The following is a 21,793-nucleotide window of genomic DNA, read 5'->3' as shown; positions in this document are numbered from 1 at the left end:
GTCAGCCCTTTATGACCTGAGTGCCGCCGGCGAGCTCGTCGTGCTTGCCCTGTTTGGTGGGGCTGCCGCTGATCGTCACCGCGATGACGATGATCGCGACGATACCCAGCAGCCCACCGACGAACGGAATGATCGGCAGCAGTGTCCACGAGTTGCGGATCGCCGACTGGCCGGCTGTCGGCTTCGGCGCACCTCCTGGACCACGGACGCTGAGACCCAGCAGTTTCTTACCCGGTGTCGACCCGATCGAGACCTCGAACGCGACGAAGTAGATGAAGCTGAGACCGCCGGTGAACAGCCCCGTCACCAGAAAGCTGGACATCGAGTCCGTGACGAAGATCAGTGTCCAGCTGACGATCGCGACGATGATGCCGTCGATCACGCGGGCAAGCCAACGCAATAACAGTCCGCCAGGCTCACCTCCGGCTACGGGATAGGGTCCCGGTTCACCGTATTGACCTGGCTGAGGGTTGACGGTCATGGCGACTCCTCGTCTCCGCTACGCGGCAGGCAATCCCACCGCTGAGATGTGGAGACAGGCTACAACCGAATACCTCAGGACACGCCTGTTCAACGCACGACGATCATGAACTCAGGCGCCGACTCTCCTTCTCGATCTGCTTGCGCGCCTGCTTGACCTGCTTACGTCCCTGCTTGATCTGCTTGCGTCCCTGCGTGCGTGCCGTATCGGCGAATTCCGTCGCGCGATCGCGCGCGGTCTCGGCAATTTCGGGCCCACGGTCGCGGGCAACCTCTGCCCAGACCGATCCGCGGTCACGGGCAACGTCGGCAATTTCGCCGCCGCGCTTGCGCGCCAGGTCCGCCAGTTCGGGCCCACGTTCCCGCGCGACGTCGGCAATTTCGGCACCGCGCTTGCGCGCCAGCTCTGCGATTTCGGGAGCGCGTTCACGTGCCACGTCGGCAATTTCGGCGCCGCGCTTGCGCGCCAGTTCAGCGAACTCGGGAGCCCGCTCGCGGGCGACATGGGCGAATTCACGACCGCGTTCGGCACCGACCTGCAAACCATGACCGACCTTCTCGGCAAGTTGGCTGTCAGCGAGCGTCCCGCCGGTCGCCGCACCGACGGGCAGCGCGGCGCTGACCGCGTCGGAAACCTTGTGCGCAGCCCGACGACCGCGCCAACCCAGCGACGGTTTGCCCTCGGTGTCGACGGCGGCGATGATCAACCCGCCGATGAGACTGATGTCAGTCAAGAAAGCGCGCCGTTCGTCGGCCTTGCGCTGCGGATCCGTCTCATTCCAGAAGGTGTGCCCGCCAAGGCTTCCGGGCACGACGCTGAGCGCCAGCGCCGCCGACGCCAACCGCGGCAGCTTTCCGCTGGCGAGCAACAGACCGCCACCGATTTGCACCGCTGCGTTGACGCGCGCGACCGTCTCAGCGTTGGACGGGACATTGGTGCCGACGGGGTCAGGCAGTTTGCTCAACCCCTCGAGCGTGGGGCGGGCCGCATCAGCGGCGGGTTTCGGGCTGCGCAAAGCATCGACACCGCGGGCGATGAAGGCTGCCGACAACATGGGGCGGGCAACACGTCGGATCAACATGGGCACCGTGTTCCCCGGCGTAGGTCGTCACAAACGTCAATAGGAGTTGTCGCGCAGGTCCCGGTCCCGCAGGGGCAACGCGTACCAGAATGCGATGAGTGCCACCAGGGTGCATCCACCGGCGATCCAGGCGCCGATTCTGCCCACGACGCTGTCGAAGATGACCACCGCGACACCAGAAAGCGCGGTACCCAGCAGCAGGATCCCCACGACGGCGTAGCGATGCGAGACGGCCACCAGCGTCTTCAGCCGGTGTCGCCGAAACAACACCCGATGCATGCTGACCGGGGCGACCAGCAGCACCGTCGCGCCGAGCGAACAACCAACCGTCACGAGATAAACCATGCGCATCACGATGTCCAGGTCGGCAAAGCGCGGCTGGAACGGCAGGATCAGCAGGAAGCCGGTGAGTAGCTGAACTCCGGTCTGGGCAACTCGCAATTCCTGCAACAGACTCGACCAGTTGCGGTCCAGCCGTTGGGCTTCCGTCTCGTCGCGGTCGTCATCCCAACGCTCCTCGTCGGTGTCCGGATGCTCGCTGGTCATCACCGCATTCTCCCACTGCACCCTGCCGGACGCGGCTCATTGACGGTCAAGCCGAGCGGTAGCGAAGCAGCGTTATGCCCGACGAGAACGCCTTCGGCGGTTCGACCAACGCGAGTCTCGGGAACGCGGTTCCGTCGGGGAACAACCGTCGCCCGCCGCCCTGCACCGTCGGATAGACGAACAATCGGTACTCGTCGACGAGCCCGGCAGCGATGAGCGCATGCGCCAGGGTGATGCTCCCCGTCAGCACTATGTCCTTGCCGGGCTGCCCCTTCAACGTCCGGGTCTGTTCGACGGGATCGCCGGTGAGCACCGTCGAGTTCTCCCACTGGGGATCGTCCATCGTCGAGGACACCACATATTTGGCGACCCCGTTCAGGTAGGCGGTGACGCCCGTGGGGTCGTCGGTCTGCTGTGGCCAGTAGCCGCGGAAGTCCTCGAATGTCCGACGCCCGACCAGCAACGCGTCGGCCTCGGCGTCCTGGCGGTGTGACTCCGCGACCAGATCGTCGTCCGCGAGCTGCGGGTCGAACCAGTCGCCGAGCATCTCGACCGCACCGTCCACGGTGATGTTCTGGGTGATCACGAGGTTTCGCATGCAAAGGCAGACCTCGTGCGCGCATCGAATTCATCGGCGTAGCGTCGGCTGCGTGGCTTTCGTCGCTGGCATCGACTCATCCACCCAGTCGTGCAAGGTCGTCATCTGCGACGCCGATACCGGCGCGATCGTGCGCTCGGCGGCTGCACCGCACCCCGATGGCACCGAGATCGATCCACAACAGTGGTGGTCGGCGTTGCAGCAGACGATCAGGGCCGCGGGCGGGCTCGATGACGTGGCCGCCGTTTCGGTCGGCTCACAGCAGCACGGCATGGTGTGTCTCGACAGCACCGGCGCGGTCGTGCGAGATGCCCTGCTGTGGAACGACACTCGGTCGAGCACCGCTGCTGATGAGCTGGTGGCCGAGCTCGGTGCGCAGGAGTGGGCCAAACGCATCGGTGTGGTGCCGGTCGCCGCGATCACCGTGGCCAAGCTGCGCTGGCTCACCGATCACGAACCGGCGCATGCCGATGCGACGGCGGCGGTGTGTCTTCCGCACGACTACCTGACCTGGCGGTTGAGCGGTTCGACCGACATCGCCGACCTACGCACCGATCGAAGCGACGCGAGTGGAACCGGGTATTTCTCATCGGAATCCGGTGACTATCAACTCGACCTGCTCGACATGGCGATGCGGGGTCGCCGGCCCCATGTTCCCGACGTGCTCGGCCCTGCCGAGCAGGCGGGGCGCACGCCGAGCGGTGTGGTGCTCGGGCCCGGCGTCGGCGACAACGCGGGAGCGGCCCTCGGACTGGGCGCCGAGCCGGGTGACTGCGTCGTCTCACTCGGTACGTCGGGGGTCGTGAGCGCGGTCGGTGACGTGGCGCCGCACGACGCTGACGGCATCGTGGCGGGTTTCGCCGACGCGACCGGCCGGCAGTTGCCGTTGGTCTGCACGCTCAACGGCGCTCCCGTCCTTGCCGCCGTCGCCACGATGCTCGGCGTCGATTTCGACGAGCTGGACCGGTTGGCGATGTCGGCACAATCCGGCGCCGAGGGACTCACGCTGGTGCCGTACTTCGAAGGTGAACGCTCGCCCAATCTGCCGGCTGCGGCGGGTGCGTTGCACGGTGTGACCACTCGAAACTTCAATGCCGCCAATGTTGCTCGGGCAGGCGTCGAAGGTCTGCTCAGCTCGATGGCCTACTGCATCGACAGGATCACCGCGCACGGCGTCGATGTGAATCGCATCATCCTGGTGGGTGGGGGAGCACGATCGGAGGCCGTGCGGCGGCTCGCGCCGGCGCTCTGGGGCGCCCCCGTCCACGTACCGACGCCAGCGGAGTACGTCGCGCTGGGCGCGGCCCGCCAAGCCGCATGGACGCTCTCACAGGATGATTCGCCTCCTGCGTGGTCGTTTGGCATCTCGACGACGTACACGGCAACTCCCACACCGGATGTACTGGATCAGTACCGCGCCGCGCAGCCGTTGACGCTGGGGCAGTGAACTACACCTGGGAATCGTTGGCGGACGGGGTATCTCGCTGCCGGCTTCCATTCCTGGATGTCACGATCGGATTGGTGTGGAGCACCGCGGGCGCAATACTCATCGATGCCGGCACCACGCGGACGGAGGCGGCCGCAGTCCGCGCCGACGCTGAGGAGCTCGCGGGCCGCGAGGTCAGCCACATCGTGCTGACGCATCATCATTTCGACCACGTTCTCGGCGCGTCGACGTTCGACGGTGCCGCGGTGTACTGCGCACCCGCAGTTGCGGCGACGATGACCGAGAACGCCGAACGACTGCGCGCTGACGCCATGCGGTACGGCGCGGATCCACGCGAGGTCGACGACGCCATCGGCGCCTTGCGCATACCGCAACATCCGACGACCGCGGATTCGATCGATCTCGGCCAGCGCATCGTCTCGGTCAGCCATCCCGGCCGCGGCCATACCGACCACGACCTGATCGCCGTCGTCGAGGGCGGCGAGCGGATTGTGGTGTTCTGCGGCGATCTCGTCGAGGAGTCCAACGATCCCTACATCGACGCCGACTCCGATCTATCGGCGTGGCCTCGGACGCTGGATCGGCTGGTGCAACACGGCACGGATGCGATCTACGTGCCTGGTCACGGCGCGACCGTCGACGCCGGATTCGTGCGTCGACAACAACGATGGCTCGCGAGCCGTGTGACGAATTCGGACCCGCAACTGTGACGTAGGTCATTGCTTGACCAGGCATATTAGGTCACCCTTACCATTCGTTTTGCTTACGAATGACTGGAGGAGCCGTGCGGGCCGACCTCAAATTCGCTTACGACTTGACGCTCGACGAGGCGCGGCGTCGCACCGCAGTGCTCGCGGCGATCGGTGAAGACTGGGATCCGATCGCGGTGCTGGCCGACGAGCAACGAGCCGAAGAAATGCTCTATTCCGATCTCGACGATGAGCAGCAACGGATCTACGACGATCTCGTTCGTGCCGGCGTCCTGCCTGATCGGAAGTGATCGATGCTGCCGATTGATCCCACCGCGGACCGCGGGCGCCGCGCGTGGCTGCCCTGCCCCTGCTGCGACCACGCCACCAAATGCGCGGATTGCCATCAGCGCAGGAATTGCGCCACACATTGGCAGTACCTTCTGACCAACAAAGGCACAGTCGTGCACCTGCAGTGTTCAGACTGCGGGTATCTATGGTCGACCGATACGCGCAAGCGAACGAGGCGGCAGCGCCGCGCAGCCTGAGCGCTAGGCGTCCGCCTCCGGGCGAGGCCATTGTGGGCACGGCAGCGTCGCTCCCGGCGGAGGCCGCATCCGATCCAAAACCGCTCTCAGCGGCGGCCATTCGGCTCTCCCGCGGCGGGTCACCGCGTATGCGGTCAACACCGCTTCGGGGTTCGGCAGCGGTAGCACCTTCACCCCCCGACTGGTCGGACGCCCGATCGGCAGCAGACCGACGCCAAAGCCCGCGACGATCAGATCCTCGACCAAGTCCAGGCTGTCGATCTCGTGCGCGATACGGGGCACGAAGCCGGCGAGCGACGCCAGTGTGCGGACCGCCGCTTCGTCAGCGGTGTTGCGCGAGTTGACAATCCAGTTCTGCTCGGAGTAGGCGGCGACGTCGGCAGGACCATCCGGAAGCGATGCGGGGACGCCCAGCCCCCACGTGATGGACCACAGCGCCTCGGTCTGCAGCACCTGGCCAGGTGAGGCGGGAGCCAGGTTGTAGTCGTAGGTCAGCGCCAAGTCGAGATCGTCGTTCGTGAGCAGCGCGAAGGCCTCGATGGGCTCGTACTCGCTGATCATCAGACGGACGCCGGGGTACTGGTCGGCGAGGTCGGCAACGATCGGCAGCAAGGACACCCGGATACCGGTGGCGAATCCGCCGACCCGCACCGTGCCCGACGGTTCCGCGTCGGGGTCGAGGTCCAGGCGGGCGCTATCGATAGCGGCCAGAATCGTGACCGCGTGGTCGGCCAGTCGGACGCCCGCGGGAGTCAGCCGGACTCGGCGACCTTCAGGCTCGATCAGCTGCGCACCGGCTTCCTTTGCGAGCGCGGCGATCTGCTGCGACACCGTCGACGTCGTGAGGTGATACGCGTCGGCCACCGCCCGCATCGAGCCCAGCCGCGAGAGCGAGAGCAGAAGCTGAAGCCGACGGGTGTCCACCCGACCATTGTTCATGATTGATGAACGGTATGTCCGAGAAAATCACGTGGACGCGAACGGTGGGTGTCCCGTTCAATGCAGTGATGACCACGAGCGAGGCGCGCACCGGGGCCTTCATGGCGATGGGCTCAATGCTGTGCGTCCAGGTGGGCCTTGCGGTCGCGGTGACATTGATCGACCGGATCGGTGTCGAAGGAGCCGCCTGGCTGCGGCTGGCGTGGGCGGGCATTCTGCTGCTGCTCATTGTGCGACCGAAACGTTCTGCGTTCACCCGGTCGAGCTTCTTGATGTGTGTGGTGCTCGGGGTGGTCACCGCGGCCATCACACTGCTGTTCATGGCGGCACTGGACCGGATTCCGCTGGGGACCGCGAGCGCCATCGAGTTCCTCGGCCCGCTCTGCGTCGCGGTGGCGCACGGCAAAGGTAGGCAGCGGTTTGTCTGGCCGGGCTTGGCCGCTGCCGGTGTCGTCCTGCTCACCCAACCGTGGGCCGGCGTCATCGATCCAGTCGGTGTCATGCTCGCGCTCGGCGCCGCGGTGTGTTGGGCCACCTACATCCTGCTCACCCAGCGCGTCGGCGATCAGGTCGCGGGAATTAACGGCCTTGCTGTGTCGATGCCTGTCGCGGGATTAGTGGCCACCGTCGCGGTCGGCCCCGCGGTGTTCGAGCGGATGACTCCCGACCTTCTGCTGATAGGCATCGGACTGGCGATCCTGCTGCCGGTGGTGCCGTTCGCATTGGAACTGCTGGCGCTGCGCCGTCTGACCACCGCGGCATTCGGCACGCTGATGGCGCTCGAGCCCGCGTTCGCAATGATCGTCGGCTTCATCGTGTTGCACCAAGTTCCTGGCGGCGCTGGGATCATCGGGATCGGTCTCGTGGTGGCCGCCGGCATCGGCGCCGCACGAACCGGTGCCCGTACGCCGGCGCCGGTACCCGCCGAGGTCAACTCCTAGCTACGCTCGTCGAATGGCAAGCGGATTTTACGGATCACCGATGGTCGGAGTCATGAACAAACTGTTCGTCGCGCTCATCGACGCGCCGGTTCTCGGGCCGGTGGTACGGCGCGGCATGATCAACATCCGCTATGTCGGACGGCGTTCGGGTAAGACGATCGAGACACCAATCGGCTACCGCCGCACCGCCGACGGGATCGTCATCAACGTGATGTCACCCGACAACAAGACATGGTGGCGCAACTTCCTCGGCGACGGTGGCCCCATTACCCTGCTGAAATTCGACGGTCAGGACCGCACTGGCCACGCGGTCGCCAACCGCGACGCCAACGGCCGCGTATCGGTGTCGATCAAGCTGTAGTCAGCCCTCGAACCTCTTGCGCCGCAGCAGCGTTCCGGCTGCAAGCAGCAGGAGGCTGATCACCAGGATCGCGGTTGCCAGCACGTTGATCTGAGGCGGCACAGCCGCCTTGACCGCCGCGTTCACGTACAGCGGGTACGTTGTCGTCGCTCCGCTGACGAAGTACGTGATGATGAAGTCGTCCAGCGATAGCGCGAATGACAGCATCGCGGCGGCGACAATGCCCGGAATGATCAGCGGCAGCGTCACTTTGAAGAACGTGCGCATGGGGCTGGCACCCAGGTCCATCGACGCGTCCTCCAGCGTCCAGTCGAACCCGCGCACCCGTGCCCGCACGGTCATGGCGATGAAACTGACCTCGAAGGCGATATGTGCGATCAGGATCGTCGTAAAGCCGGCGGCCCACCCGAAGTCGAGGAACAGCGTCAGCAATGCCGCGCCCATCACAACTTCCGGGGCGGTCAGCGGAAGGATGAGGAAGGTGTCAACGGCCTTCTGACCCCGCCAACGCTGCCGCACCAGGGCGATCGCCACCAAAGTGCCGAGCACCAGAGCGATCGCCGTGGAGATGGCAGCGACCTCCAGGCTGAGTATCAGGGCCTCGGTCAGCGGCGGAAACTTGAACGGGTTCGCCCAGTTGTCAAGCGTGAAGCCCTGCCAGGTGTAGTTGAACTTGCCTGCCGGCTTGTTGAACGAGAACAGGACGATGACGAATATCGGCAGGAACAGATAGAGCAGCACCAGGCCGGCCGCGGCCCGCAACAGGAAATCACCCCACCTCGGACTGCCCTTGACCGTTTTCGCCGGTTTCGGACTGGTGGCGGATTCCATGGCGGCGAGGGTCATACCAGGTCCTCCGTGCCCATTGCCCGCGTATACAACAGCACCCCGCCCAGAATGATGAGCATCAGCACGAGGCTCAGAGCCGCCGCTGCAGGGTAATCCTTGACGACCAGGAACTGTTTCTGGATGACGTTTCCGATCATCGTGGTTTGCGTACTGCCCAGATAGTCGGCATTGATGAAGTCGCCGACCGCAGGGATGAACACCAGCATGCTTCCCGCGAGCACGCCCGGCATCGACAGCGGCAGAATGACTTTCGTGAAGCTACGTGCGTTCGACGAGTAGAGGTCTTTGGACGCCTCGATGAGCCGCGGATCGATCTTCTCGAGGCTCACATACAGCGGCAGGATCATGAAGATGATCCAGTTGTAGGTGAGTCCGCCAATCACGGCCCAACTTGTCGAGAGCAGCCTGCCTTCCTCGGGCAACATTCCGATGGCGCCCAGTGCCTGGACCACCCAACCCTCGTCCGCCAGGATCGTCTTCCACGCGATGGTGCGGATCAGGAACGTGACGAAAAACGGCAGGATCACCAAACCGAGGATCAGGTTTTTGAACCGTCCCGCCTTGAACGCGATGACGTAGGCCAGCGGGAAAGCCAACAGCAGGCACAGCAGCGTAGCCACCAACGCGTAGCCGAACGACCGCAGGATCTGATCGCGGTACAGGCTGAACGCCTCGAGGTAGTTGTTGAAGTCCCACGCAAACGACAGCGTCGGCATGTACACCGACCCACCCGATGATGACAGCGACGTCCGGGCCAGCGTAAAGAACGGCACCACGAAGAAGATCGCGAGGTACACGAGCGCCGGCAGGACCATCAGGTAGGGAGCGATCTTGCTCCGCTGTCGACTGCTGGTAGCTACACCTGCCATCGGCTCAGCCGCCGGTGACCGCTGCGTACAGGGTGTTGTACTCCTGGGTCTGCTCGTCGGTCAGCGGAGCCCAGCCCTTCGACTTGTCGAGCGTTTCCTTCGACGGGTTGATCAGCGGGTTGCTCGCCGCGGCGGGGTCGATTTTCTCGAGTTCTTCGGTCATATCTGAAAGCACCGGGACGTACTGGACGAACGAGACGAGCTTGGCGTAGTTGGCGCGGTCGTAGATGTAGTTGATCCACGCCTCGGCGGCGCTCTGGTTCTTGGTGGTGTAGGGGATGACCATGGTGTCGACGAACGTCGTCGCCCCTGACTCCGGAACGATGAACTGAAGGTCGGGATTATCCGCCTGAAGCTGAACGACGTCACCCGAATATGCCTGTGCGACTGCGATATTGCCCGCGGCGAGATCGTCGGCGTAGTCGTTGCCGGTGAAGCGGCGGATCTGGCCCTTGTCGTTCTGTTCGCGAACCAGGTCGACGGCCTTCTGCACGGATTCGGTGGACGGATCCTCCGGCGAGTTGCCCTGCGAGAGCATCAGCATTCCAAGGCCGTCTTGCGCATCGGAGAACAGGCTGACGCGGCCTTTGAAGGCCGGGTCCCAGAGGTCGTCGATCTTCGTGATGTCCCTTCCTGTCGCTGCCCGGTTGTAGGCCAGTCCGACGAGGCCGGACATGTATGGCGCGCTGAACTTGCGTTCCGGATCGACACTGGCCTCGAGCAGGTCGGGCCGCAGGTTCTTCTTGTTGGACCAGCCCGCGTCGCTGATGTCGTTGAGCCAGCCGAGTTGGTGCAGGCGCACGGCCATGAAGGTGGTCGGCACCGCCAGGTCGGCGCCGATGTCCTGCTTGCGGGACAACGGTTCCTTGTTCTTGGCGAACCACTGCTCGTTGTCGTTGAAGTCTTCCTTGTAATCCACGGTGATCCCGGACGCGGTCTGGAACGCGGCGACGAAACCGTCGGCCATGTACAGCGGCCAGTTCGAGACCCGCAGGGTGCCGCTCGCGGGACCGCCGTTCTGAGCCGAGGTCTCGCCGGATCCGCCACCGTCGGAACTACACGCGGCGAGGAAGGACGGACCGAGCGCAAGTGCGGCAGCGGCCGCGGCACCGCCGCCGATGAAGCGACGACGCGAGGTCCTATTCGCGGCGAGCCGGGCGGCCAGTTCGAGGTCGATGTTCTTGGAGGGCATGGCGACTGTGCCTTTCGTCGGTGTGAAAGAGGGGACAGGCGATCAGGGGCGAGGCGATCAGGAGTCGTCGAGCATCTCTTCGAGGTCTTCGGCGGTCGGGATGTCCGCGGCGGGAAGAACCAGTGACGCCTCTGGTGCCCAGCACACGTGGACGGCGTCGCCCGGCCGCAGCATCGGCAGGTCCTGCTCGGGTCCAACGTGGGCGATGATCGTCGAATCATCGGGCGCCGCAAGCATCAGCCGCACCACCGGCCCCTGGAATGTCAGATCCTTGACCGTCGCAGCGACGGTCGCTACATCTCCGGTAGGCGCATCGACCGACACCCGAACGCGCTCGGGTCGCACCATCAACGTGGCGTGACCGCCCGGTTCGATCGTCGTGTCGCCGGGGCGGGCCTTCAACGTCGTTCCGAGAACTTCGACTTCGACGAAGTCACGATTGGTGCGCCCGGTCTGTCGACCCGCCCACAGGTTGGCCTGCCCGATGAAGCTCGCGACGAACACCGTCGCGGGACGGTCGTAGATCTCGGTCGGTGAGCCGATCTGATCGACGTTGCCCGCGTTCATGACCGCGATGCGGTCGCTCATCGTCAGCGCTTCTTCCTGGTCGTGGGTCACGTAGATGAACGTGATCCCCACCTCGCGCTGGATGCGCTTGAGCTCGAACTGCATGGCGTGACGAAGTTTGAGGTCGAGCGCGCCGAGCGGTTCGTCGAGCAGCAGCGCACTCGGATAATTCACGAGCGCGCGGGCCAGTGCGACTCGCTGCTGCTGGCCACCCGAGAGTTGCGCGGGTCTGCGGTCGGCGAAGTCGGTCAGTCTGACGACCTCCAGCAGTTCGTCGACCCGCTTCTTGACTTCGCCTTTTCCGGAGGCCTTGTCCAGCTTGCGACTGCGTGGCCCGTACGCGACGTTGTCCCACACCGACATGTGCGGGAAGAGGGCGTAGTGCTGGAAGACGGTATTGACGTTGCGTTTGTGCGGTGGCACCCGCGAGACGTCGACCCCTTCGAGCCGAATGGCTCCCTCGGTCGGGCTCTCGAATCCCGCGATCATCCGCAACGTTGTCGTCTTCCCGCAACCGGACGGGCCGAGGAGCGAGAAAAACTCACCCGAGGCGATGGAGAAGTCCGCCTCGGCGACCGCTACGTAGTCCGAAAAGCGCTTGGTGACATGATCGATTTCGATGACCGGACCGCCCTTGGCGCGGTCGGCCCCGTGTTGTCCCGTCGATTGATCTACGGCGGTGGTGTGCGAGCCGGTCAGAGCGGATCCTCCTCAAAACCCCCCGAAGCTGTGGATAAAACAATCGCCGATCATGCTGGCCTGCGCAAGCGATTCCGCAACGAATTTACATATCCACAATGGAATCCTTCGTTAACAAGGCCGACAACCGCAAGAATCCGCGTCCGCGCGCGTGAAGGCCACGGCCGGGCTGTCCCGGCAGCCGGCTGTGCAGGAGGCGACTACGCGCCCATGATCAGTTTCGCAGCCGTTCGCCTCCGGGTCGGTGAAATCTGATCACTCGTTTATCCCGGCGGCCTGCCCGGGTAGTGGTGAGGACATGGCAGGCGTGGATGTCTCGGTCTCATCGGATCTCAGCCCCGAGAAGGCGTGGGAACTCGCTTCGGATCTGAGCCGGTTTGACGAGTGGCTGACCATTTTCGGCGGATGGAAGAGCCCAGTGCCGACGGAGGTCGAAGTCGGCACCACAGTGTCGTCGACCATCAAGGTCAAAGGGTTTCGCAACGTCATCCATTGGCGCGTCACGCGCTACGACGAACCGAAGGCGATCGAGTTGGTTGGCCGCGGCAAGCCGTCGGTCTGCATCGCCCTTCGCCTGTGCGTGAAGGAGATACCCGGAGCCTCGAACAATGTCGCCTCCGGTTCCGAATTCCAGGTCATCGCCGATCTCACGGGCGGTCTGCTCAACACCCGAGTCGGCTCGTTGGTTGCCAAAGTCCTCGAGTCCGACGTCCGCAAATCGGTGACGAACCTGGCCGGGCTGCGTTAGATCCGGCTAGCCCCACTCGTGGTTCATGGCGCGAGATTCGTAACGCGCCTCGACGGATTCCCGCTCTGGGATTCCCGGCCGGGAAATCGCGATGAGCACCATGGCCAATGCGGCGGTGACCGCTCCGCCGATGAAGATCACGAAGAAGCTGCTTTCCATCGGCACATCCGTACCGGCCACCACCCGGCTGAGCAGAACGGCCACCAGCGCCGCGGCGGTCGAACTCCCAATGGTGCGTGCGATCGCGTTCATGCTCGTGGCGACGCCCGTCTCGTTGGCGTCGACTTCGGCGACGACCAGCGCAGGCAGTGCACCGTAACCAAGGCTGATGTACGCGTTGGTGAGGATGCCCGCGACGATGACCTGCCACGTCAGCGAATGGGCGAACGCGATGAAAAGGAATCCGATGATTCCTGCGATCGCGGCCACCACGAGTACGGGGCGGGCGCCGAACCGGTCGATGAACCTCCCGCTGAACAAGGCAATGAGGAAGCCCACGAACACTCCGGGCAGAAGAAAGACCACGCTGGCCTCCAGCACGGTCGCTCCGAAGCCGTAACCGGCTGCCTCCCTTGGTATTTGAACGAATTGCGTCAAGCCAAGGAACGCGAAGTACAGACCGACTCCGACGAAGACGGTGGCGAGATTCGTCAGTAGTATCGGGCGCCGCTTCAACATCTCGGTCGAGACCAGCGGTTGTTTGGCGCGCTGCTCCCACATCCACCAGCCGACCAGCACGAGCACACCGCCAGCGGCGCAGCCGAGTGTCGCCGGCGATATCCAGCCCCACGATTGCCCCTGCGTGAGTGCCAGCAGAACGGCCGACAGACCGACCGCCAGCCCGAGCGCGCCAATCCAGTCGATCGTCCCGGTGACGCTGCGGGGCCGCCGGGGGACGACGAACAACGCGATCAGGATCACGACGGCGGTGAACCCGGTGGTCAACCAGAACACCCGGTGATAACCCGCGTCTCCGCTCATCAGCAGTCCCACGACGACGAGACCGCTGCCGCCGCCGAATCCCAGCGTGCCTGACAGCACCGCCATTGCCGACATCAACCGGTCCTCGGGCAGTTCGTCGCGCAGGATCGCGATGCCTATCGGATAGAGCGCGTACGAGGCGGCCTGCAGTACGCGGGCGAAGATGAGCAGCGGCAGCGATGTTGTGGTGGCCGCGAGCAGTGAGCCGATGAGCACGACCACCAGGACGCTAAGTAGGACCGGCTTCTTGGGGTGCAGGTCGGCGAGGCGGCCGATCAGCGGCGTCGCGGCGATGGCGGCGAGCAGATTGGCGGTCACGGCCCAGCTGACGCCGACATCGGAGGCGCGAAGTTGGTCGGCGATGATTCCGAGCACCGGGACCACAGCGGTCTGCAGCACGGCGACGGTCAGCACCACGATGCTCAAACCTGCGACCAGCAGCCTCGACCGCTTGTCGTTATCGCCCGACGCGGTCGACCGGTTCGCCTCGGTCTCGACCACGGACCGCTCCGATCGTTAGCTCACCTTCAATTTCTCCCTCGATTATGTTCCTCGGTCTGCGTGACCCGCTGACCGCCCGTCGTGATCGAATGACCTCATGCCGGACGAGGGCGCCAAGAGTGCGCTGACCGAATCGACATTCAGTGGTCACCGACCAGCGCGTGCGGGGGATCTGTCGGTCGAGACGCATGGCATCGCACCCGTCGGCGAAGACCAGCGATACGGAACGCCTGGCCGGTTGTTCACGGTGTGGTTCGCACCGCAGATCAACGTCGCCGGCATGTTCAGCGGCACGCTCGCGATCGTGCTCGGGCTGGGCTTCTGGCTGGGTCTGCTGGCGATGGTGATCGGGACCGTTCTCGGTTCGCTCATCGTCGGCTACCTGTCCACGTGGGGACCGCGTACCGGAACCGGACAGCTGCCGAACTCGCGAATGGCGTTCGGCAGTGCGGTCGTGATTCCCGGTGTTCTGCAATGGTTCTCGTCGATCGCGTGGACGGGGTTGGTCGGACTATTCGGCGGAGAGGCGCTGCAAGCGCTGCTCGGCATCCCGTTCTGGGCGGCCGTGCTGATTGTGCTCGGAATACAGGGTGCTGTCGGGGTCTTCGGCTACGAGCTGATACATCGCGTGCAGGCGGTGCTGAGCGTCGTGCTCTTCGTGACGTTCGTGGTGTTCGCGGTGAAACTCGTTGGTGGACATCAGATCGTCACGCCGCCAGCGGTTTCTGGAGCAGACCTTGCCGGCGCCTTCGTACTCGAGGTGACCATCGCCTTCAGCCTCGCCGTGTCGTGGGCCAGCTACGCAGCCGACTTCAGCCGCTACCTGCCGGTGGAGTCGTCGCGGGTCAAGGTCTTCGGCTACACGGTCGCCGGACTCGTGTTGTCCTACAGCTTCATTCAAGGCATCGGGATCGCGGCGGCCGATGTCATCGGTGAGCACACCGCAGCGGGCATGAATGCGGTGATGGGTGGCGGTCTGCTGGGAGCGCTGGCGCTGGCGATCATCGCGGTGGCCTCGATCGGGTCAGGCGTCATGAACGACTACAGCGGCTCACTCGCACTGCAGACCATCGGGGTCCGGGTGCGCCGGCCGGTATCCGCGGTGATCGTCACCGCATTGGCGTTCGCGCTCATCCTCTGGCTCAACGCCGCCGACACCGCGACCCGATTCCTCGACATCCTGCTGCTGGTCAGCTACTGGGTTCCCGCGTTCGCGGCGATCGTCGCGATCGACTGGGCGTTGCGCATCCGCGGCAGGAGGAGCCTCAACCCCGCGACGGAACCGACCGACGTGCGCGATGCCGTCGTCGCGGTGGTGGTGTTCGTCGTGGCGTACGCGGCCGCGATCCCGTTCATGAACACGTCGTTGCTCCAGGGACCGGTCGCGGTCGCATGGCACGGCGCCGACATCGCTTACTACGTCAACCTTTTGGTCGCCGCGGTGCTCTACGGGGGCTATCGATTGGTGCGCAGGGGCGGCGAATCCGTCTGACGCGTGGTGTCGATGAAGTCGTCGATCAGATCCACCACGTCGCCGGGCCGCTCGACATGAGGGAAGTGCCCGACACCCGGTAGCACCTCCAGCCTGCTTCCCGCGCGCGCTTCAGCGACAGCGATGCCGTGCTCGACGGGAATGATGCGGTCCTGGTCGCCCCAGATCACCATCGTGGGTAGATCAGCGGTCATATGCAGTCGGTTCAGCGCACTGACGGCCTGACCGCGGTGGTCAACCACCGAGCGCAATGTCCGCAGGAAAGCCTGGCGCGTCTCGCCGTCCGACAGCGATGAATAGGCGCTCCACATCTCGGCACCGCGGGGCGATTGGATCCCGGCCGTCGAGAACCACGAGCGCAGTTTGTTGCCTGCCGACAGCACTTGTCGAGGTGCGATGAGCGGGAGGATCAGCTCGGCCCCCGGTGCCGACAGCATGCGCAGCGTCCAGCCGACATCAGGGCCGAGGCCGCCGCTGCTGATGAGAACCAACCGCTCGCAGAGGTCTGGATGTTGATACACGAACTGCATCGCCACGCCGCCGCCCAACGACTGACCGACGATCGTCACCCGCGGAATCTCCAGCTCGTCGAGCAGATCCCGCAGCCACACCGCAAACGCACCGAGCGAATAGTCGCCGCGCGGCTTCGCGGACTGCCCGTGCCCCAGCAGATCGGGTGCGACGACGCGGTATCTCCTGGACAGCTGGGGGATTACCGAACGCCACGCCTCGGAGCTTCCCGCCATGCCGTGGATGAGAAGTAGCGCTTCAGAACCGGTGCCTTCATCCTGGTAGGCCACACGATCGCCGTGCAGCTCGAGATACTTCATCTCAGTCATCTGAACTGGCCCCTTCTGGTGTCCAGTCACTATCTACCCGCACACGGCACCGGTGAAGCTGCGCCAGAATTGCAGCATCAGTACACACGGCGAATTTACGGCGTACGGCCCTTCGCATTGGGCCGCCCTGGTGGTCTTCGTGGCGGGCGCGGGGGCCGTGGTGTGGCTCGGCCGCAGGCAGAACGAGCGTCAGGCGCGTCTCTTCTGCAAGGTCGTGGGTGCGATCACAGCTGCGATCTACGCGGCGGCGTTGGTCAATGCGCTGTTCCCGCTGGACGTGAGGTGGTCGGTGCCCCTGCATCTCACTGATTTGGCAACGATGGTGACCGCCTACGCCATGTGGTCGCAGCGGCAGTGGGCCTACACGCTGACCTACTACTGGGGCCTGGTGCTCAGCGTGCAGGCGCTGATTTCGCCGGTGCTGACCGGTCCCGATTTCCCGCATTATCAGTTCCTGGGGTTCTGGGCGATTCATCTGCTGGTCGTCTGGGCGGCGATCTATCTCACCTGGGGCCGGGGTATGCGGCCCAGCTGGCGCAGCTACCGGCTCGTCGTGGCGGTGACGTTGACGTGGGTGGCGGTCACGATGACGTTCAACAGCATCGCGGGAAGCAACTACGGCTTCCTCAACGCCAAACCCGGGACCGCGTCACTGCTCGATGTGATGGGCCCGTGGCCGTGGTACGTCGTGGTCGGCGCGGTGCTCGTGGCGGGTATCTGGGCGGCGATGACGTGGCCGTGGGAGCGCCGGCGCGGACGTCAAGCCGGGTCGTCGGCGTGCTCGTCGGCCAGCTGAGCCACGCTCATACCGTCGACGAGCCGATCCAGCGCGCCCATCATGGTGGGACATTCGCGCGCGGGATGTTCGGTCGGGCATTGCAGTGCGTGGGTGAGGAACTGCTGAGCGCCCCGCGCCTGACGAACCACCTCGTCCAGCGCGGAGATCTGTTCGCGCACGAGCCCTCGCCACTGCGGAGCGGGCGCATCGAGCACCGCGGCGGCGGTGTCGAGTGAGACGCCGAGCTGCTGAAAGATCTTGATGAACGCCAGGCGGCGCAGCTCATCAGCGCCGTACATGCGCTTGCCGGCCTGTCGGTGCCGCGGGCGGACGAGCCCACGCTCGTCGTAGTACCGCAGTGCGGAGGTCGACAAACCCAGCCGGGCCGCGGCCTCGCCGATCGGGATGAGGTCCATCGCTTTTCATTTGACTTCAAGCCGACTTGAACCTGCAAGCTCGTGGCATGACCGCGCCAAAGGCACTACCCGTCAACCATCACGCCGACCACCCGGGCTTCTCGGGCGTGACCGGGGCGATCATCGGGCTGATGCTGCTGTGGATGGGGCGGGCCAATGCACGTCTAGCGGCCGAGGTCACCGAGGTTTCGGCCAGTGACAGGGTCGTCGACATCGGATGCGGTCCGGGAGGCGCGGTGCGGGAAGCCGCACGCCGCGGTGCGCGGATGACCGGTGTCGATCCCGCGCCCGTCATGTTGCGGTTGGCCCGCACCTTCACCCGCGACGCTGGTGTCGAGTGGGTCGAGGGCACCGCGGAAAGCGTGCCGCTGCCGGACGGCTCGGCGACGGTCCTGTGGTCGTTGGCGACCGTGCATCACTGGCAAGACATCGGCCAGGGCCTCGGCGAGGCGCACCGGCTCCTGACGCCGAACGGGCGCCTGCTCGCCGTCGAACGCCGCGTGCGGCCCGGTGCGACGGGCCTGGCGAGTCACGGGTGGACGAAACAGCAGGCGGAATCATTTGCCGCCCAATGCCGCACAGCGGGCTTCGCCGACGTGGCGGTGGGCCAACACGGTGACGGCCGCCGCGGCGTCTGGACGGTGAGCGCCGTCCGTCCGTGAGGGATTGGTTCGGTCGACCTCGGGGTAATAACTGACGGACAGGTCAACCGGGCCTTCCGGAGGTGGCGCATGGCCAAGGCGAGAAGCACCGACGCTGACGAGGAAGAACGTCAGCGGTTCGCGGATCGGGCGCTCGGGTTTCTCGAGGACGTCGTGTACTGGGCGATCGCCGTCGTGCTCATCGTCGGGTCTGTTGCGCTACTCGTGGCGCAGTTCAACACGATGCTGGGCCTGCGGAGCGCACCGGCGAAGACTGTCATGCTGGAGGTGCTCGACGGCCTGCTGCTGATCTTCATCTTCGTGGAGCTGTTGTACGCCGTCCGCTCATGCCTTCGGTCGCGCGAGATCGTCGCGGAGCCGTTCCTCATTGTCGGAATCCTGGCCTGTATCAAGGAGATCGTGGTGCTGTCCGTGGAGGCGGCCACACTCCTCAAGGATGGGCCTCAGTTCTCGCGCGCGATCGTCGAGGTCGCAGTGCTGGGCGTGGCCGTGCTGGTACTGGCAGTCGCGGCCTTCGTCTTGCGTGAACGTCGACGCGATGTCGGCGATCCGGCCGAACGGGACGTCCGTGAGGCGGAAAACGCCGCTTCTGACTGAAGACCATCAAATGTGCCTGTGCGAGGATGCGCGAATGACAACGGAATCCGCGCATTTCACGCAAACCGAGGATGGCTTGTTCACGCCGACCCGTTTTGCCCTGAGCCACTGGGGCGATGACCATCTCAACGGTCCCGCTGTCGTGGGGTTGTCGGCGCAGGTACTCGAAAGCCGCTGCGGATCGCCGGACTTCATGCCCACTCGCCTCACTGTCGACTTGTTCCGGGCGGCCCGCTCGGTGTTGACGAAGGTGGACGTCCGAGTGGTGCGTGACGGCCGCAGAGTGCGCAGTGCGGAATGCGATGTGGTTCAGGAGGGTCGGGCGGTCGCGCGCGCGACATTGGTCCAGTACCGGCGCTCGACGGCACCACCTGGGGTGCTGTGGACCGCACCGATCGATCCTCCGTCGCCGCCGCGTCCGGATGATCAGACGTTGCCGTTCATCGGCAGCGATGTCGGCTGGACTCGCAGCCCGGCCGCGCATCAGAACGATTCACGCAAGAGCTTTTTCTATGGCGGTATCAATGCCGTTGCGGGGGAGAAGAACTCGCCGTTCGTACGGGCCGCGATAGTCTCCGAGTCGACCAGCCTCGTGACCAATTTGGGCACGGAGGGAGTAGGTTACATCAACGGCGATCTGACCGTCGCGTTGTCACGACTGCCGGTTGACGATTGGATCTGCATCCGGGGTGATTCGCACTACGCGTCCGATGGCATCGCCGTGGGAACGGCAACCCTGTACGACCACCATGGCGCATTCGGATCGGGAATGACCACTGCGGTCGCCAATCCGGCGGCGCAGATCGACTTCGCCAGCAGGTCGTTTGCACCGATCGGCCTCAATTACGAATAGCGGGGTGCGGGTGGCTGCCGGCCGCGGCCGCTACTGCTGTGCTTACCGACTTCGGGCTGACGTGGGCGGTGTTACGGGCTTGAGCGGGGTACTGCGTCGGTACACCGGCTCGTCCTGCGTCGGCGGGGGCGGTGGAGGAAGCGGTGCAGGCGACGGCGATGACGGCGATGACGGCCGATCAGCACGATCACACCGCGCGTGGTGCGGCTGGGATCGGCACAGCCGTCACCGGAGTCCCCGCTGTTGATAGGAATGGGCTCGGTGGCCGGGTCCTGATGATCGTTGCGAACGGACCGGTCGCCAGGGGGAGGAGCGGAGTCGTCGTCGATGTCCCTCGCGCATGGCAGCCCGAAAACTCATTCACACCAACGACATTCAAAAGGACGCGAGGCCAATTCACTGTATGGCGGGGTGCGCCACGTACGATCTCGTGCATGAGCAGTCCGCCGGTGGACCAACAGCGCCTGCGCGACCTCACACTCCTGCGCAAGGTTCGTGACCGCATGGACCGCGAATACGCTCAGCCACTGGATGTCGAGGCGCTCGCCCGCGGGGTGAACATGTCGGCCGGGCACCTGTCGCGCCAGTTCAAGAGCGCGTACGGCGAGTCTCCGTACTCCTACCTCATGACTAGACGCATCGAGCGGGCCATGGCGCTGCTGCGTCGCGGCGACATGTCTGTCACCGAAGTCTGCTTCGCCGTCGGCTGCTCGTCGCTAGGTACGTTCAGCACCCGGTTCACCGAGTTGGTTGGCGTCCCGCCCAGCACCTATCGGCGCAATGCAGCAAATGAAGCGGAGGGAATCCCGTCGTGCGTCGCCAAGCTGGTGACCAGACCGATCAGGAATCGAGAAGCATCGGCTTCTGCGCCGCAACTAGCGTGACCGTCATGGACATCACGATCAACGCGAGCTTTCTTCCGCACACCGACCCGGAGCAGTCCCTGGCCTTCTATCGCGATGCACTCGGTTTTGAGGTCCGCAAGGACGTCGGATACGAGGACATGCGCTGGATCACCATCGGTCCTCCGGGCCGGACTGACATGAACATCGTCCTCACGCCGCCCGCCGCTGATCCCGGCGTCACCGACGACGAGCGTCGCACTATCGCAGAGATGATGGCGAAGGGCACCTACGCCAGCATCATGCTGGCCACCACCGACCTCGACGCCGTCTTCGATCGGGTGCAGGCAACCGGCGCGGACGTCATGCAGGAGCCCACCGACCAGCCCTGGGGCGCGCGCGACTGCGCTTTCCGTGATCCCGCGGGCAACACAGTCCGTATCCAGGAGCAGCCCTCAGGCCGATCGTGAACCAGCGGCTAACCGCACGTCACGTCACCGATACCGATACTCGAGATCGAACAGTCGGCGCCCCCCGTGACAACGACCCCACCAGAGCCGGCCGTGCTACCTCGCACTGTCTCAGTCGCGTTGATGGTCAGGCTTCCAGCGCCGGCCATCGATATGTGAGCTCGCGTGACGGTGAGCGTTCCCAGCGCGGCCTCTCCGCTACCGACGAGCCGGACATCTGCGTCGCCGGCAGTGCCCGCCGCGACGATCTTGCCGGCGCCCGACGACGAGATCTGCAGACGCGCGACAGCGATTTCCGGGGCCTCGATCAGACCGGATCCGCTCTGCTCGAGCGAAAGCAGGTCGGTCTCAAGCGCTCCGATGCGTATCTGGCCGGATCCGCTGAGTCGCGCTGCGGCGAGCGTCGGCATCGTGACGCTGACGGTGACGCGAGCGTTCGCCGGCCACTGAGCGTTCGGCTTTACCGTCGCGATGAGAGTGTCACCCTCCACCCGGATGTCGAGCAGCTCCAGGGCGGCCGGGTCGCCTTGTGCGCGTATCGATGTCGGGCTTCCGATGGTGACCACGAGGGCATAAGGAGCCGACAAATCGACCGCGGTGAACGTGCCGGCGGGGAACTCTCTCATGGACTCCGTGGCTCCAGGTGTTGCGGGTGCGGACGAACCCGAAGGCTCTTTGGTGACGGTGACGGTTGAGGTCGTCACCGTCGGCGAGTCCGTTGTACACCCGGCGACGAGAAGTACAGCACTGGCAGCCGCAGCGAAAATCTGGAAAGCCGGGCGACGTCCCAGCAACTTCACGCGTTGA

26 protein-coding genes are annotated in these 21,793 nt (G+C 65.0%); 13 read left to right on the top strand and 13 right to left on the bottom strand.

Going from position 1 to position 21,793, the window contains the following annotated elements; genetic code table 11:
* Nucleotide 1 precedes the first annotated feature (1 nt).
* From ACIA48_RS13005 to ACIA48_RS12990, 4 genes are all read right to left on the bottom strand, one after another.
* Nucleotides 2-481: an RDD family protein gene (locus ACIA48_RS13005; protein WP_396731595.1), complete on the bottom strand. Its 480-nt coding sequence runs from the start codon at nt 479-481 to the stop codon at nt 2-4.
* A 103-nt stretch (nt 482-584) separates the two neighbouring features.
* Nucleotides 585-1,562, bottom strand: coding sequence for a DoxX family membrane protein (locus ACIA48_RS13000; protein WP_396731592.1), 978 nt, complete (start codon nt 1,560-1,562; stop codon nt 585-587).
* 36 nt (nt 1,563-1,598) lie between these two features.
* Nucleotides 1,599-2,108: a DUF6328 family protein gene (locus ACIA48_RS12995; protein WP_396731589.1), complete on the bottom strand. Its 510-nt coding sequence runs from the start codon at nt 2,106-2,108 to the stop codon at nt 1,599-1,601.
* A gap of 46 nt (nt 2,109-2,154) precedes the next feature.
* Nucleotides 2,155-2,706, bottom strand: coding sequence for a dihydrofolate reductase family protein (locus ACIA48_RS12990; RefSeq protein ID WP_396731586.1), 552 nt, complete (start codon nt 2,704-2,706; stop codon nt 2,155-2,157).
* 52 nt (nt 2,707-2,758) lie between these two features.
* On the opposite strand from ACIA48_RS12990, the gene xylB reads away from it, so the two are divergent.
* From xylB to ACIA48_RS12975, 3 genes are read left to right on the top strand one after another with little or no spacing between them, the layout of a single operon-like run.
* Nucleotides 2,759-4,153 carry a xylulokinase gene (xylB, locus tag ACIA48_RS12985; protein ID WP_396731583.1) on the top strand — a complete coding sequence of 465 codons (1,395 nt, stop codon included), beginning with the start codon at nt 2,759-2,761 and terminating at the stop codon, nt 4,151-4,153.
* Complete coding sequence (locus tag ACIA48_RS12980; RefSeq protein WP_396731581.1) at nt 4,150-4,863, top strand: MBL fold metallo-hydrolase; 714 nt, start codon at nt 4,150-4,152, stop codon at nt 4,861-4,863. The genes xylB and ACIA48_RS12980 overlap by 4 nt, the downstream gene beginning before the upstream one ends.
* 59 nt (nt 4,864-4,922) lie before the next feature.
* Complete coding sequence (locus tag ACIA48_RS12975) at nt 4,923-5,153, top strand: DUF6400 family protein (protein ID WP_396731578.1); 231 nt, start codon at nt 4,923-4,925, stop codon at nt 5,151-5,153.
* 240 nt (nt 5,154-5,393) lie between these two features.
* Here ACIA48_RS12975 and ACIA48_RS12970 read toward each other — a convergent pair whose 3' ends face one another.
* Nucleotides 5,394-6,314 (bottom strand): LysR family transcriptional regulator, encoded by a 921-nt coding sequence (locus ACIA48_RS12970; protein ID WP_396732785.1) that lies wholly within the window; start codon nt 6,312-6,314, stop codon nt 5,394-5,396.
* Between the two features lie 83 nt (nt 6,315-6,397).
* On the opposite strand from ACIA48_RS12970, the gene ACIA48_RS12965 reads away from it, so the two are divergent.
* Together ACIA48_RS12965 and ACIA48_RS12960 are read left to right on the top strand one after the other, a co-directional pair.
* Nucleotides 6,398-7,270, top strand: coding sequence for an EamA family transporter (locus tag ACIA48_RS12965; RefSeq protein WP_396732782.1), 873 nt, complete (start codon nt 6,398-6,400; stop codon nt 7,268-7,270).
* A gap of 13 nt (nt 7,271-7,283) precedes the next feature.
* Nucleotides 7,284-7,631 carry a hypothetical protein gene (locus ACIA48_RS12960; RefSeq protein WP_396731575.1) on the top strand — a complete coding sequence of 116 codons (348 nt, stop codon included), beginning with the start codon at nt 7,284-7,286 and terminating at the stop codon, nt 7,629-7,631.
* On the opposite strand, the gene ACIA48_RS12955 is transcribed toward ACIA48_RS12960, so the two are convergent.
* The 4 genes from ACIA48_RS12955 to ACIA48_RS12940 are packed head-to-tail and all read right to left on the bottom strand — an operon-like array spanning nt 7,632 to nt 11,729.
* A complete protein-coding gene (locus ACIA48_RS12955; protein ID WP_396731572.1) occupies nt 7,632-8,477 on the bottom strand; it encodes an ABC transporter permease in 846 nt (281 codons plus the stop codon).
* The gene (locus tag ACIA48_RS12950; RefSeq protein WP_396731569.1) at nt 8,474-9,349 is read right to left on the bottom strand and encodes an ABC transporter permease; all 876 of its coding nucleotides are present in this window, start codon (nt 9,347-9,349) and stop codon (nt 8,474-8,476) included. The genes ACIA48_RS12955 and ACIA48_RS12950 overlap by 4 nt, the downstream gene beginning before the upstream one ends.
* Before the next feature lie 4 nt (nt 9,350-9,353).
* Complete coding sequence (locus tag ACIA48_RS12945) at nt 9,354-10,541, bottom strand: spermidine/putrescine ABC transporter substrate-binding protein (protein ID WP_396731566.1); 1,188 nt, start codon at nt 10,539-10,541, stop codon at nt 9,354-9,356.
* A gap of 57 nt (nt 10,542-10,598) precedes the next feature.
* Complete coding sequence (locus ACIA48_RS12940; protein WP_396732779.1) at nt 10,599-11,729, bottom strand: ABC transporter ATP-binding protein; 1,131 nt, start codon at nt 11,727-11,729, stop codon at nt 10,599-10,601.
* Between the two features lie 376 nt (nt 11,730-12,105).
* Between ACIA48_RS12940 and ACIA48_RS12935 the strand changes: the two genes are divergently transcribed.
* Nucleotides 12,106-12,555: an SRPBCC family protein gene (locus ACIA48_RS12935; RefSeq protein ID WP_396731563.1), complete on the top strand. Its 450-nt coding sequence runs from the start codon at nt 12,106-12,108 to the stop codon at nt 12,553-12,555.
* A gap of 6 nt (nt 12,556-12,561) precedes the next feature.
* On the opposite strand, the gene ACIA48_RS12930 is transcribed toward ACIA48_RS12935, so the two are convergent.
* Nucleotides 12,562-14,037 (bottom strand): MFS transporter, encoded by a 1,476-nt coding sequence (locus tag ACIA48_RS12930; protein WP_396731561.1) that lies wholly within the window; start codon nt 14,035-14,037, stop codon nt 12,562-12,564.
* A gap of 97 nt (nt 14,038-14,134) precedes the next feature.
* On the opposite strand from ACIA48_RS12930, the gene ACIA48_RS12925 reads away from it, so the two are divergent.
* The gene (locus ACIA48_RS12925; protein WP_396731558.1) at nt 14,135-15,529 is read left to right on the top strand and encodes a purine-cytosine permease family protein; all 1,395 of its coding nucleotides are present in this window, start codon (nt 14,135-14,137) and stop codon (nt 15,527-15,529) included.
* On the opposite strand, the gene ACIA48_RS12920 is transcribed toward ACIA48_RS12925, so the two are convergent.
* Entirely contained in the window at nt 15,493-16,368 is an 876-nt protein-coding gene (locus ACIA48_RS12920) for an alpha/beta fold hydrolase (protein ID WP_396731555.1), read from the bottom strand. The genes ACIA48_RS12925 and ACIA48_RS12920 overlap by 37 nt on opposite strands.
* Nucleotides 16,369-16,426: 58 nt before the next feature.
* Here ACIA48_RS12920 and ACIA48_RS12915 point away from each other — a divergent pair, with 58 nt between their 5' ends.
* Entirely contained in the window at nt 16,427-17,164 is a 738-nt protein-coding gene (locus ACIA48_RS12915; RefSeq protein WP_396732776.1) for a TIGR02206 family membrane protein, read from the top strand.
* Here the strand turns inward: ACIA48_RS12915 and ACIA48_RS12910 are convergent.
* Nucleotides 17,128-17,562 (bottom strand): MerR family transcriptional regulator, encoded by a 435-nt coding sequence (locus tag ACIA48_RS12910; protein ID WP_396731553.1) that lies wholly within the window; start codon nt 17,560-17,562, stop codon nt 17,128-17,130. The two genes, ACIA48_RS12915 and ACIA48_RS12910, sit on opposite strands and share 37 nt — an antisense overlap.
* A gap of 47 nt (nt 17,563-17,609) precedes the next feature.
* On the opposite strand from ACIA48_RS12910, the gene ACIA48_RS12905 reads away from it, so the two are divergent.
* From ACIA48_RS12905 to ACIA48_RS12885, 5 genes are all read left to right on the top strand, one after another.
* Entirely contained in the window at nt 17,610-18,224 is a 615-nt protein-coding gene (locus ACIA48_RS12905; protein ID WP_396731551.1) for a class I SAM-dependent methyltransferase, read from the top strand.
* Nucleotides 18,225-18,293: 69 nt separating this feature from the next.
* Nucleotides 18,294-18,821, top strand: a complete 528-nt coding sequence (locus ACIA48_RS12900; protein ID WP_396731548.1) for a phosphate-starvation-inducible PsiE family protein — start codon at nt 18,294-18,296, stop codon at nt 18,819-18,821.
* Nucleotides 18,822-18,855: 34 nt separating this feature from the next.
* Nucleotides 18,856-19,674, top strand: a complete 819-nt coding sequence (locus ACIA48_RS12895; RefSeq protein ID WP_396731546.1) for an acyl-CoA thioesterase domain-containing protein — start codon at nt 18,856-18,858, stop codon at nt 19,672-19,674.
* 434 nt (nt 19,675-20,108) lie between these two features.
* A complete protein-coding gene (locus ACIA48_RS12890; protein ID WP_396731544.1) occupies nt 20,109-20,558 on the top strand; it encodes a helix-turn-helix transcriptional regulator in 450 nt (149 codons plus the stop codon).
* A 5-nt stretch (nt 20,559-20,563) separates the two neighbouring features.
* Entirely contained in the window at nt 20,564-20,986 is a 423-nt protein-coding gene (locus ACIA48_RS12885) for a VOC family protein (RefSeq protein WP_396731541.1), read from the top strand.
* 8 nt (nt 20,987-20,994) lie between these two features.
* On the opposite strand, the gene ACIA48_RS12880 is transcribed toward ACIA48_RS12885, so the two are convergent.
* Complete coding sequence (locus tag ACIA48_RS12880; protein WP_396731538.1) at nt 20,995-21,786, bottom strand: head GIN domain-containing protein; 792 nt, start codon at nt 21,784-21,786, stop codon at nt 20,995-20,997.
* Nucleotides 21,787-21,793: the final 7 nt, after the last annotated feature.

This window comes from Mycobacterium sp. NPDC051804, from assembly GCF_044452905.1.
Lineage (GTDB): Bacteria > Actinomycetota > Actinomycetes > Mycobacteriales > Mycobacteriaceae > Mycobacterium.
The sequence above is the reverse complement of the archived record's forward strand: the minus strand, read 5'-3'. Positions and strand labels throughout refer to the sequence as shown.

Coding starts and splice junctions, on each gene's coding strand:
- ACIA48_RS12960 (WP_396731575.1), top strand. CDS start 7,284: ATGGCAAGCGGATTTTACGGATCACCGATGGTCGGAGTCATGAACAAA.
- ACIA48_RS12900 (WP_396731548.1), top strand. CDS start 18,294: ATGGCCAAGGCGAGAAGCACCGACGCTGACGAGGAAGAACGTCAGCGG.
- ACIA48_RS12990 (WP_396731586.1), bottom strand. CDS start 2,706: ATGCGAAACCTCGTGATCACCCAGAACATCACCGTGGACGGTGCGGTC.
- ACIA48_RS12925 (WP_396731558.1), top strand. CDS start 14,135: ATGCCGGACGAGGGCGCCAAGAGTGCGCTGACCGAATCGACATTCAGT.
- ACIA48_RS12885 (WP_396731541.1), top strand. CDS start 20,564: ATGGACATCACGATCAACGCGAGCTTTCTTCCGCACACCGACCCGGAG.
- ACIA48_RS12905 (WP_396731551.1), top strand. CDS start 17,610: ATGACCGCGCCAAAGGCACTACCCGTCAACCATCACGCCGACCACCCG.
- ACIA48_RS12975 (WP_396731578.1), top strand. CDS start 4,923: ATGACTGGAGGAGCCGTGCGGGCCGACCTCAAATTCGCTTACGACTTG.
- ACIA48_RS12890 (WP_396731544.1), top strand. CDS start 20,109: ATGAGCAGTCCGCCGGTGGACCAACAGCGCCTGCGCGACCTCACACTC.
- ACIA48_RS12895 (WP_396731546.1), top strand. CDS start 18,856: ATGACAACGGAATCCGCGCATTTCACGCAAACCGAGGATGGCTTGTTC.
- ACIA48_RS12950 (WP_396731569.1), bottom strand. CDS start 9,349: ATGGCAGGTGTAGCTACCAGCAGTCGACAGCGGAGCAAGATCGCTCCC.
- ACIA48_RS13000 (WP_396731592.1), bottom strand. CDS start 1,562: ATGTTGATCCGACGTGTTGCCCGCCCCATGTTGTCGGCAGCCTTCATC.
- ACIA48_RS12965 (WP_396732782.1), top strand. CDS start 6,398: ATGACCACGAGCGAGGCGCGCACCGGGGCCTTCATGGCGATGGGCTCA.
- ACIA48_RS13005 (WP_396731595.1), bottom strand. CDS start 481: ATGACCGTCAACCCTCAGCCAGGTCAATACGGTGAACCGGGACCCTAT.
- ACIA48_RS12995 (WP_396731589.1), bottom strand. CDS start 2,108: ATGACCAGCGAGCATCCGGACACCGACGAGGAGCGTTGGGATGACGAC.
- ACIA48_RS12910 (WP_396731553.1), bottom strand. CDS start 17,562: ATGGACCTCATCCCGATCGGCGAGGCCGCGGCCCGGCTGGGTTTGTCG.
- ACIA48_RS12955 (WP_396731572.1), bottom strand. CDS start 8,477: ATGACCCTCGCCGCCATGGAATCCGCCACCAGTCCGAAACCGGCGAAA.
- ACIA48_RS12920 (WP_396731555.1), bottom strand. CDS start 16,368: ATGACTGAGATGAAGTATCTCGAGCTGCACGGCGATCGTGTGGCCTAC.
- ACIA48_RS12935 (WP_396731563.1), top strand. CDS start 12,106: ATGGCAGGCGTGGATGTCTCGGTCTCATCGGATCTCAGCCCCGAGAAG.
- ACIA48_RS12945 (WP_396731566.1), bottom strand. CDS start 10,541: ATGCCCTCCAAGAACATCGACCTCGAACTGGCCGCCCGGCTCGCCGCG.